The sequence below is a fragment of the Streptococcus sp. genome (assembly GCF_041802885.1).
In the GTDB taxonomy this organism is placed as follows: domain Bacteria; phylum Bacillota; class Bacilli; order Lactobacillales; family Streptococcaceae; genus Streptococcus.
Genome location: NZ_JBHCHN010000075.1, coordinates 18,668 through 27,826, shown reverse-complemented (window position 1 = coordinate 27,826; position 9,159 = coordinate 18,668). Strand labels below are relative to the sequence as shown.

Genomic DNA, 9,159 nt, shown 5'->3' with positions numbered 1-9,159 from the left:
CCGTCCCATCTCTCCCATGATGGAGACTACTTTTTGACCGACTGGCAGCCGGCTTGGGTCGCTAGTTTCTTCAATGACACCAACCATCTCAATCCCCAAAACTCTTGGAAAGACCACACTGGGAGAGAGGCCCTGTCTGGTAAAAATTTCGGAATGGTTGATGCCAAAGCCCATGACTTTGACAAGGGACCAGCCTGGTTTGATAGAAGGAAGTTCACGTTCAAGGACTTCCAGAACTTCGGGACCACCTGCTCGAGAGACGACAACTGCTTTCATATTTCCCACCTCAAATCTTTTCTTATGACTAGTATACTACTTTCCCGCAAATTCTTTACAGATTTTCCTGATGAAGGCCCAGCAAATCTTGATAAATAGCCAAATCCTGGTCCTTGAAGACATTGAAAACAACCTTGATCTGGGGGTGATTCTTCAGAAATTCTCTGACGGTTTCAAGGGCCAATTCAGCCGCCAGCTGGTTGGGAAAGTGAAATTCCCCAGTGCTGATGCAGCAAAAGGCCAGACTCTTCAGCCCCTTTTCAGCTGCCAGTTCCAGACAGCTCTGATAGGAAGAAACCAACAAATCCTGGTCAGCCTGGCTGACCTGCCCCTCAATAATGGGGCCCACCGTGTGAATCACATGGGAGGCCGGAAGATTGTAGCCCCTGGTCAACTTGGCCTGACCTGTCGGTTCCGGATACCCCTGCTCCGCCATTTGATGCTGACAGGCCAGACGCAGCTGCAGACCTGCCTGAGAGTGAATGGCATTGTCGATACAGGCATGATGGGGGATGAAACAGCCCATCATCTGGCTGTTGGCCGCATTGACGATGGCATCCACCTCCAGAGTCGTGATATCACCCTGCCAGAGATAGATCTGATTTTCCACTTCCTGCAAGTCAGCAAGCCTAACCACTCCCTTTTCAGCCAGGTTTTCCCTCAGATACTGGTCCTGCAAGGCCCAGTAAGCATCTGGCAGTTCTCTAGGCTCCCAGATATTTCGAAGGGCCCGAAAGAGCCATTCTTTTTCAGTCCTGGTGGCTGGAAGCTCCATTTCTGGAGCCAGAATCGCTAACAACTGATCTAGTTTCTCCATGTAGCTATGACCTCCTTGATATCTTCTTGAATCGTGATGATGCCCTCTTTTTCCCCATCTTCCAGATTAACACGAATCAGACTGGCCTGGGGCAGGGCAGCATTCAATCGTTCAAAGGGAAACTTGATAATGGTGGGCGTATTGTAGCCGACACCCAGTTCCAGGAAAACCAGCTTTTGCTCTGCATGCTCCTGTAAGAACTTCAGGTAGGCAGCCTCTTGCTGGTGCCACTTTTGCGTTTCCACAAAGGCCCCATCGACCCGTAGGTGAGGGACCAAGGGCGATTGACAGCGTGGGCAGTGCGGAATCAGGGAACTTGGAATCTTGAAATCCTGACTGGCTTGGACCATGGCTTCCACCAGTTCTTGATTGGGAAAGACCTCCTGCTGGCAAGGCAGGGAACACTGAAATTCTCCATAATTCCCCTGAACCTCAAAAAATAAAGCATCATCAAATCCAGCCTTGGCAAACTGGCCATCCACATTAGTGGTAATGACAAAGGTTTCCTTGTCCTTGACCAACTCATGGAGTTCCCGATAGAGGGGCAAACTTTTTCCATAGCGATTGAGCTGGATATGCCGGGCCCAATAAGCCCACTTTTCTTCAGGACTGGCAAAGGGATAGAAGGCTGAGGAATACATATCCGTCAAGCCGTAGCGCTCCATATAGTCTGAAAAATGTTGCCTAAACCGCGGGCCCCCATAGTGGAGACCTGCAGCTTCGGATAAACCTGCTGCCGCCCCGATAACAAGGACATCTGCTTCTTCGATTAAGTTCTTTGCTGTCTGTATCTTTTCCTCCATGGCTTCCTCCTTGCTCAAATTGCTTTCTAGGTATATAATAGCAAGGAAGAACCTTTTTGGGAAGTATGCACTTTAAAGTATCATAGTTACCAAAAGGTAAGTAATGGATGATACCAAGCTTTCAGACCATATAAGGAGAAGAATATGACCAGCAAAACCCTACCCAAGGACCTACCAGCCTGCCCAGTCGAAACCACCCTCCTGCTCTTGAGCAACAAGTGGTCCGTTTTGATCCTGCGCGATCTCTTTGACCAGCCCCGCCGCTTCGGCCAGCTGCAAAAATCCATCGGCTCCATCAGCCAGAAGGTTCTGACCGCCAATCTGCGCTCCTTGGAAGAAAAAGGAATCGTCCATCGGGAAGTCTTTCCAGTCGTCCCACCCCATGTGGAATACTCCCTGACCGAGCTGGGCCAATCCCTGCGCCCCATCATTGATAGCATGCGCATTTGGGGCGAAGCCTACAAACAACAAGAAAACTAGCCTAGAATTTCTAAGCTAGTTTGAGCGTGAAGACAAAGTCTTTTTTGTGACTTTCCTTGAGTGATAGAGGACGGTAGCGACTTCCTTCGAAATTCCATACCTAAGATTTGAGCCTAAGGTCTCAAATCTTCCCAAGGCCTGAACACAAGAAGTTTCAGGCCTTTTTATCACAGCGGAAAGTCTTGTGCAAGGCTTGCTTTGCCCGCAAGAAAAAATCATTTTTGGCATTGCTGGCAGAGTTTTGAGCCCTAGTTCTTTCGAATGGCATCCTCTGCATAGCTGGCTCGGGCACCGCCAATCAATTTTGGTCGGCTGGCCAGGGCCGTCACGTGGGCACCGCCCAACTCCCTCTGAATCGGAACCAGCGGTACCTGAACCCGCTTGATGTGCATACCGATACTGGTATCTCCAATATCCAGGCCAGCATGGGCCACCACTTCCTCGACCTCCACTGGGTCTGCCATCAGCTGAAAGGCTGCAACCTGGCCACTGCCACCCGCATGGAGGCTGGGCAGGACATTAACAATCTCAAGATCCTTCTCTTCTGCCACCTGGCGCTCGACAGCCAGGGCGCGGTTGAGATGCTCACAGCCCTGGACTGCCAGATGGATGCCACGGGGCTTCAACTCATCCAGGATGGTTTGGACAATGGCGTAGCCGATTTCTGCACTGCTATCCTTGCCAATGACACCACCCGCCACCTCACTCGAAGAAAGGCCAAGGACAAACATCTGACCTGACCGAATGGCAGAGCGCTCCAAAATATCCAAAAGAATGGCCCGCGTTTGTTCTTTTATGTCTGTTAGTTTCATGCCATACCTCTCTTTGGGATTTGCTTAAAGGCCATGAAAAGGGCATAACCACCCAGAATTCCGACCAGGTTTTGCAGGGTATTTCCCAAGAGACCCCCTAGGGCGCCCCCGATACCATAGCCCAGGAGCAGAGCTGCCAGGGCATACCATCCAACCATGGCCACACTAGCCAGGACAAGACCTAACACCCGCTTCTTCCCGGTCCAGCTGGCAAAGAAACCTTGGGCACCATGGGCAATGAGACTGTGAATCATGTACTGGGGATAGCCCAACAGCAGGTCAATCAAAAAGCCAGCCAGACCACCGACAATGGCACCTGCTTTGGAACCCAGATAAAAGGCTGTAAAGTAAACTCCTACATCCAAGAGGGTCAAAAAGCCTGTTGGGGAAGGGACATGGATATAGGCCAGCGCCACACTGAGGGCTGTCAAAATTGCTAATTGGGTTAATTCTTTGGTTTTATGATTGGTCATAGTGCTGTTTTACTCCGTACTGATCTGAATGAAGGATGGCTTGGTAGACAAATTCCTTGGCCTCTTTTACTGCTTCTAAGACAGGCTGGTCCAAGAGCAGCTGACTAGCAATGCTGGATGCAAAGGTGCAGCCTGCCCCGACATTATTTTGACTCAAAACAGGGCTTTCCAAAATATGGAAAGCCTGACCATCGTAGAAGACATCAACTGCTAGTTCTTGACTGAAACGATTGCCACCCTTGATGACCACATGCTGGGCCCCCAAGTCATACAATTCCTTGGCCACAGCCTTCATATCCTCCAGGTTTTGGATGGATTTTTGGGCCAAAAGCTCCGCTTCTACCAAGTTAGGGGTGATGATGGTGGCGTAAGGGAAGAACTTCAGAAGTTCCTCTCTCAGGGCACTGACCTCCACATCATGACTCTCCTTGCAGACCAGGACAGGGTCCAAAACGATGGGAATATCTGTATGTTTTTTGACAAAATCCAGGGCTAACTCTGCGATTTCCACATTTGGCAAGAGCCCCAGCTTGATCCCTGAAAAAGGAACATCCTTGAGACTCTCCAGCTGCTGGGCAAAGATAGTCGAATCGGTCGCGAAAACCTCAAAACCCTTGTCAGTCATGGCCGTCAGACAGGTCACCGCCACAAAACCGTGGAGCTGGTGCTTAGAATAGGTGGCCAGGTCTGCATAGAGACCGCCCCCGCTGAAAATATCATTGCCCGATAAGGCCAAAATATACTTAGTCTTCATAGATAATCTCCTTGAGGTAGAGGCCGTTGCCAGCTGCGGTTGGACCCGCCAGATTGCGGTCCTTGGAAGCCAGGACAGTTTTGATTTGGCTGACGGGCATGCGGCCATTGCCAATTTTGAGCAGGGTCCCGACCATATTGCGGACCTGCTTGTAGAGAAAGCCATTGCCAGTGAAGGTAAAAACTAGAAAACCTGTCTTTTCATCCTGGACCAGGCTTGCCTGAGTGATGGTTCGGACCTTATTTTCCACTGCTGTCCCTGATGCGGTGAAACCTGTGAAATCATGGGTCCCCACCAGGTCTTGAATGGCTTCCTGCATGGGTGCCAAGTCCAGCTGGTAGGGATAGTGGGTGGCGTAGTGGCGCATCATGGGATTTTTGGGCCGGCCATTGTCCACTAAAAATTCATAGGTCTTGCTGTGCTTCCAGTAGCGGGCATGAAAGTCATCTGCAACCTGCTCGATGGACAGGATATCCAAATCCTCAGGCCCTTGAGTATCCAGAGCAAAGCGCAGCTTTTCCACATCCCTGGCCTGGGGCAAATCAAAGTGAATGACCTGGCCATAGGCATGGACACCTGCGTCTGTTCGTCCAGCCCCGTGAACCGTGACAGCCTGGCCGCTGTTTAATCGTAAGAGTGTTTTTTCCAATTCTTCCTGGACCGTCCGCTCCTTGGGCTGGCGCTGGAAGCCCGCAAAGAGGGTCCCGTCATAGGAAATTGTCGCCTTATATCTAACCATGTAACGATTGTAGCATAGGAAAAGGGGGCAAACAAGACTATGATAGGAGAACTGTCCTAGCACAGAAAGCACGAGATAAGTTTTACTGGTCCATTTGGCAAAAAAGCGATATAATGAAGAAAAGTTATTTAGAATCTTTCTATTTATAAAAATGAATGAAAGGAGAAAAGGATGGAACTCCACTCCCACCTCAGCCAGCAGCACCAGTCCAGTTTTGACCATGTCATCACCCATTTGAAAGAAAAGGGAGTCCGTATCACTGAGACCCGTAAGGCGGTGGTCGCCTATGTCATCGAACATGACAACCATCCCAGTGCAGAGATGATCTACAAGGACCTTTTACCCAACTATCCTGGTATGAGCCTGGCAACTGTCTACAACAATCTCAGGCTGCTTCTGGAAGAAGGTTTTGTCACCGAAATCAAACGGACCAATGACACCACCACCTATTATGATTTTATGGGCCACGAACACCTCAATGTCATCTGCGAGGTCTGCGGAAAAATCACAGACTTTATGGATGTCGAAATCCCCAGCCTGAAAAAAGAAGCCCAGCAGCAAACTGGCTACAAGATCACCAAGGAAGTCCTCTCCGTCTATGGCATCTGCCCTGACTGTCAGAAACAGTAAAACCCAGCTCGTCGAGCTGGGTTTTGTTAATAAGTGGCCATGCGCTGCTCCAGCCTGGTCTGGCCGATGGCATAAAGGCTGCAGATGATCCAGTAAATCAAGGCCACGCAGATGTAGACCGTCATGTAGTCTGACTCGGCACCGCCGACGATTTTGGCCTTGTTAAAAATTTCTGGGACAGTGATCATGGCTGTCAGAGAGGTGCTTTTCACCATGTCTAAGAGAACATTGCTAAGAGGGGGCAGGGCAATCCGAAAGGCCTGGGGAATGATGATTTTCCGATAGATGATTGGGGTGCGAAGACCCAGCGATTTGGCAGCTTCCCACTGGCCCTTATCCACTGCCTGCAAGGAGGAGCGGATAATCTCAGAAATGTAGGCACTGGACATGGCGGTGAAGGCCACGATGGTAGAGGTGATGGCATCTAGTTGAAGGCCCATAAAGGGAAGGCCAAAATAGATAAAAAAGAGCAATACCATGAGAGGAACCCCCCTCATCAGGGAAACATGCCACATGGCCAGCCAGCGAAAGGGAGCAAAACTGGACATACGCATCAGGGCCACAAAGAAGCCCAGGAAGGTGCCCAAGCCAAAACCAATCAGCGATAGGGCCAGGGTATAGGGCAAGCCCTCCAAGATACTGGGAATAGCCTCGATGGCCAATTCAGGGTTGAAAACAGCCTGCCAGTTGATGGTCATAGTCTCTCCTTTACAGTGTAAGAGCCTGGACAGCTAGGCTGTCTCAGACTCCATCTTCTTAGTTGGAAGTGTCAATGACTGGCAGGTCTTCAACACCTTCTTCTGGAACGGTCAAATCTTGACCTGCATAGTATTTTTCAGAGATGGCCTTGAGGGTGCCATCTTCTTTCATTTCTTCAATGACTTGGTCCAATTTCTTCTTGAGTGTATCATCTTTTTTGCTCATGACAATGGCTTGCTCGGTTGGGTTGTATTTGGCAGTACCCATTTTCACCTTGATATCTGGATATTGAGCAGTGATGAACTTGATGGCGATGACCTGAGTGTAGTAGTCATTTGGAATGAAGTCCGTCCGGCCAGTTGACACATCACGCAGGTAAACATCGTTGGTCACATTGTCATAGATGACTGGTTCAGCTCCCAATTTTTCTGCGATTTTCATGTACTGGGTTCCAGCACCGCCACCGGCCTTTTTCCCTTCCCAGTCTGACAGGTCTGCTGCCTCGATACCAGAGGAACCATCCTCACGGACAATCATCCCACCGATCGAGTACTTGTAAGGAACGGACATGTTGTATTTCTCCAAGCGCTCCTCAGTTGTATCTAGGTTATTGACTGAGATGTCCACTTTTCCGCTATCGACGGAGGTAAAGGCTTCTGCTACACCGATTTCTTGGAATTCAATTTCAAGATCCAGGCGCTCACCAATTTCTTTGAGCATGTCAATTTCATAACCAACCAATTCCTTGTTATCATTGTAATAAGAGGTTGGGTAGAGGGTTCCTGGCGTTGCTACCTTGAGGACACCAGCTTCTTGCACTCGTTCCCACTCTGTTACCGTGTCTTCACTTGAATTGGACGCTGTCGAACAAGCCGCCAAGGCAAGCGATGAGAGAACCAGGGCCGAAGCCAACACTTTTTTCAACATAAAATCTCCTTTTGATGATGATACCCATCTAGGCATCACCGTTCTTTTTCAATTTTAGTATGTTACCATACGACAAATAACAGGTTAACATAAGGAGAAATCTTTATCAATTATTTGAACTGAAAATTTTACAAAGGAGTGATTTTCAAAAAGTTCTGCTTTTCCAACTGCCTGGAAAGAGCCAAAAGGAGGTCCTCCCGTCCCTTGGCTGCGGACAGTTGAATACCGATGGACAGCCCCGCCGCCGTTTGGTAAGTTGGTAAAGAGATGGCTGGCTGACCGGTCAAGTTCGCAAAGATGGTGAAGGGCGTCCAAGCCAAACTATCCGCAAACATCTGCCAAATCAGCTCCTGTTGGTCCTGCATAGAGAAGGCCGCCATATTGGCCAAGTCCGCTAAGAGGCCCGAATCCAGGTCAAACTGGCCATGAAGAGGCGCCACATCCGCAACCGTTAGCGTCAGCAATAGATCATATTCCCTATGAAAGGCGGCCATCTGGGCACTAAATTGGTCCCAATCCTGCAAGGTTTTGGAATAGAGTTTGGCTGGAATGGTCTGACCAGACTGGTAGATGGCCCAGGTCATGATTTCCATATCCTCTAAGGTCATAGATCGACTCAGACTGACTTCAATCTCATCAAACATCTGGGCCGTTTCCACACTGTTCATCAGGTAATAGGAACGGACCACTTCGATGCCGTCAATGGGAAAGGCTGGCAATTCCACCAAGTGATGGCCCATTTTTTTCAGCTGTTCAACTACCTGCAAGACTGCCTGCTGGGCATCAGCCGACACAGGACTACCGATGGGAGATCCCAGATAATAGGCGATTTTAAGGGGACTTTTCAATTCAGCAGACAGGGCTGCATCGGGTAGGGTGGGCAGAGGGAAGGGGCTTTCCAGTTGACAGACCTGCATCCCCTGTAGGAGGGCTTGGGTATCACGGATGGACCTGGTGATGGCAAAGTGGACAGAAGCCCCTTGCCAGCCCCGATAGGATGAGGGGCCGACTGGCATGCGACCTCGGCTGGGCTTGAGGCCGATTAAACCATTGAAACTGGCTGGGATGCGGATGGAGCCACCCCCATCTGAAGCTGCGGCCAAGGGGACCAGGCCAGCTGCCACCGCTGCCGCAGCGCCGCCACTAGACCCACCCGCATTGCGCTGAGGGTCTCTGGGCAGATTCACTGCCCCATGGAGGCTGCTGTCTGAGATATTTTTAAAGCCAAATTCAGGCGTATTGGTCCGACCCAGGATAATAAAACCAAGATTCTCCAAACGCTGGACAAAGGCATCGGTCTGACTGGGACGGTAGCTGGCAAAATGCCTGGATCCTGCTGTGGACAAGTGACCCGCCTGATGCTGGCCCAAATCCTTTAACAAAATCGGCACTCCACCAAAAACCTTATCCGTAAAAGGACCAGCAGTCGCTCTTGCCAGGGCTTCTTCATATTGCTTGTCCACCACCGCCCGAAGACTGGGATTGAGCGCATCAATCTTTTTAATTGCATCCTCTACTAATTCCTTAGCGGAAACCTGGCCAGACTTGACTGCATTTGCCATGCCCAGTGCATCTTGAAATTCCATATATTTCCCCCTTTTTTTGCATCCCTAGCTTAACATGGAAATAAAAATTTCCGCAAGAAAAACGAGAGTGGGACAGAAATCGGTAATTTCGAAGAAATTCGATTTCGTCGTCCCACCTCCGCACAGTTGAGTAGGGCTGTAAAAGCTGTTTTATCAGCGCATT

General features: G+C 49.8%; 12 protein-coding genes. 2 read left to right on the top strand and 10 right to left on the bottom strand.

The features are described from left to right. From ACEYCN_RS10060 to ACEYCN_RS10050, 3 genes are all read right to left on the bottom strand, one after another. A partial coding sequence (locus ACEYCN_RS10060; protein ID WP_373714142.1) for an alcohol dehydrogenase catalytic domain-containing protein occupies window positions 1-276 on the bottom strand: 276 nt, incomplete at its 3' end. A gap of 55 nt (window positions 277-331) precedes the next feature. After that, window positions 332-1,093 (bottom strand): protein-ADP-ribose hydrolase, encoded by a 762-nt coding sequence (locus tag ACEYCN_RS10055; RefSeq protein WP_373714141.1) that lies wholly within the window; start codon window positions 1,091-1,093, stop codon window positions 332-334. After that, on the bottom strand, window positions 1,081-1,896 hold the full coding sequence (locus ACEYCN_RS10050) for an NAD-dependent deacetylase (RefSeq protein ID WP_373714140.1): 816 nt from the start codon (window positions 1,894-1,896) through the stop codon (window positions 1,081-1,083). Before ACEYCN_RS10050 ends, ACEYCN_RS10055 begins: the two co-directional genes overlap by 13 nt. Before the next feature lie 144 nt (window positions 1,897-2,040). Here ACEYCN_RS10050 and ACEYCN_RS10045 point away from each other — a divergent pair, with 144 nt between their 5' ends. After that, window positions 2,041-2,376: a winged helix-turn-helix transcriptional regulator gene (locus tag ACEYCN_RS10045; RefSeq protein ID WP_373714139.1), complete on the top strand. Its 336-nt coding sequence runs from the start codon at window positions 2,041-2,043 to the stop codon at window positions 2,374-2,376. 248 nt (window positions 2,377-2,624) lie between these two features. Here the strand turns inward: ACEYCN_RS10045 and ACEYCN_RS10040 are convergent, their stop codons facing one another. The 4 genes from ACEYCN_RS10040 to truA are packed head-to-tail and all read right to left on the bottom strand — an operon-like array spanning window position 2,625 to window position 5,154. Beyond that, window positions 2,625-3,188: a TIGR01440 family protein gene (locus ACEYCN_RS10040; protein WP_373714138.1), complete on the bottom strand. Its 564-nt coding sequence runs from the start codon at window positions 3,186-3,188 to the stop codon at window positions 2,625-2,627. Beyond that, a complete protein-coding gene (locus tag ACEYCN_RS10035; RefSeq protein WP_373714137.1) occupies window positions 3,185-3,661 on the bottom strand; it encodes an ECF transporter S component in 477 nt (158 codons plus the stop codon). The genes ACEYCN_RS10040 and ACEYCN_RS10035 overlap by 4 nt, the downstream gene beginning before the upstream one ends. Next, complete coding sequence (locus tag ACEYCN_RS10030) at window positions 3,648-4,415, bottom strand: bifunctional hydroxymethylpyrimidine kinase/phosphomethylpyrimidine kinase (RefSeq protein ID WP_373714136.1); 768 nt, start codon at window positions 4,413-4,415, stop codon at window positions 3,648-3,650. The genes ACEYCN_RS10035 and ACEYCN_RS10030 overlap by 14 nt, the downstream gene beginning before the upstream one ends. Beyond that, a complete protein-coding gene (truA, locus tag ACEYCN_RS10025; protein WP_373714135.1) occupies window positions 4,405-5,154 on the bottom strand; it encodes a tRNA pseudouridine(38-40) synthase TruA in 750 nt (249 codons plus the stop codon). The genes ACEYCN_RS10030 and truA overlap by 11 nt, the downstream gene beginning before the upstream one ends. Window positions 5,155-5,325: 171 nt before the next feature. On the opposite strand from truA, the gene ACEYCN_RS10020 reads away from it, so the two are divergent. Next, window positions 5,326-5,784 (top strand): Fur family transcriptional regulator, encoded by a 459-nt coding sequence (locus ACEYCN_RS10020; RefSeq protein ID WP_373714134.1) that lies wholly within the window; start codon window positions 5,326-5,328, stop codon window positions 5,782-5,784. A 26-nt stretch (window positions 5,785-5,810) separates the two neighbouring features. On the opposite strand, the gene ACEYCN_RS10015 is transcribed toward ACEYCN_RS10020, so the two are convergent. The 3 genes from ACEYCN_RS10015 to ACEYCN_RS10005 form a co-directional block, all read right to left on the bottom strand. After that, on the bottom strand, window positions 5,811-6,482 hold the full coding sequence (locus ACEYCN_RS10015) for an amino acid ABC transporter permease (RefSeq protein WP_373714133.1): 672 nt from the start codon (window positions 6,480-6,482) through the stop codon (window positions 5,811-5,813). A 58-nt stretch (window positions 6,483-6,540) separates the two neighbouring features. Continuing rightward, window positions 6,541-7,410 carry a transporter substrate-binding domain-containing protein gene (locus ACEYCN_RS10010; protein ID WP_373714132.1) on the bottom strand — a complete coding sequence of 290 codons (870 nt, stop codon included), beginning with the start codon at window positions 7,408-7,410 and terminating at the stop codon, window positions 6,541-6,543. Between the two features lie 128 nt (window positions 7,411-7,538). Continuing rightward, the gene (locus tag ACEYCN_RS10005) at window positions 7,539-8,996 is read right to left on the bottom strand and encodes an amidase (RefSeq protein WP_373714131.1); all 1,458 of its coding nucleotides are present in this window, start codon (window positions 8,994-8,996) and stop codon (window positions 7,539-7,541) included. Window positions 8,997-9,159 lie beyond the last annotated feature (163 nt).

Coding starts and splice junctions, on each gene's coding strand:
- ACEYCN_RS10050 (WP_373714140.1), bottom strand. CDS start 1,896: ATGGAGGAAAAGATACAGACAGCAAAGAACTTAATCGAAGAAGCAGAT.
- ACEYCN_RS10040 (WP_373714138.1), bottom strand. CDS start 3,188: ATGAAACTAACAGACATAAAAGAACAAACGCGGGCCATTCTTTTGGAT.
- ACEYCN_RS10035 (WP_373714137.1), bottom strand. CDS start 3,661: ATGACCAATCATAAAACCAAAGAATTAACCCAATTAGCAATTTTGACA.
- ACEYCN_RS10005 (WP_373714131.1), bottom strand. CDS start 8,996: ATGGAATTTCAAGATGCACTGGGCATGGCAAATGCAGTCAAGTCTGGC.
- ACEYCN_RS10020 (WP_373714134.1), top strand. CDS start 5,326: ATGGAACTCCACTCCCACCTCAGCCAGCAGCACCAGTCCAGTTTTGAC.
- ACEYCN_RS10030 (WP_373714136.1), bottom strand. CDS start 4,415: ATGAAGACTAAGTATATTTTGGCCTTATCGGGCAATGATATTTTCAGC.
- truA (WP_373714135.1), bottom strand. CDS start 5,154: ATGGTTAGATATAAGGCGACAATTTCCTATGACGGGACCCTCTTTGCG.
- ACEYCN_RS10045 (WP_373714139.1), top strand. CDS start 2,041: ATGACCAGCAAAACCCTACCCAAGGACCTACCAGCCTGCCCAGTCGAA.
- ACEYCN_RS10015 (WP_373714133.1), bottom strand. CDS start 6,482: ATGACCATCAACTGGCAGGCTGTTTTCAACCCTGAATTGGCCATCGAG.
- ACEYCN_RS10010 (WP_373714132.1), bottom strand. CDS start 7,410: ATGTTGAAAAAAGTGTTGGCTTCGGCCCTGGTTCTCTCATCGCTTGCC.
- ACEYCN_RS10055 (WP_373714141.1), bottom strand. CDS start 1,093: ATGGAGAAACTAGATCAGTTGTTAGCGATTCTGGCTCCAGAAATGGAG.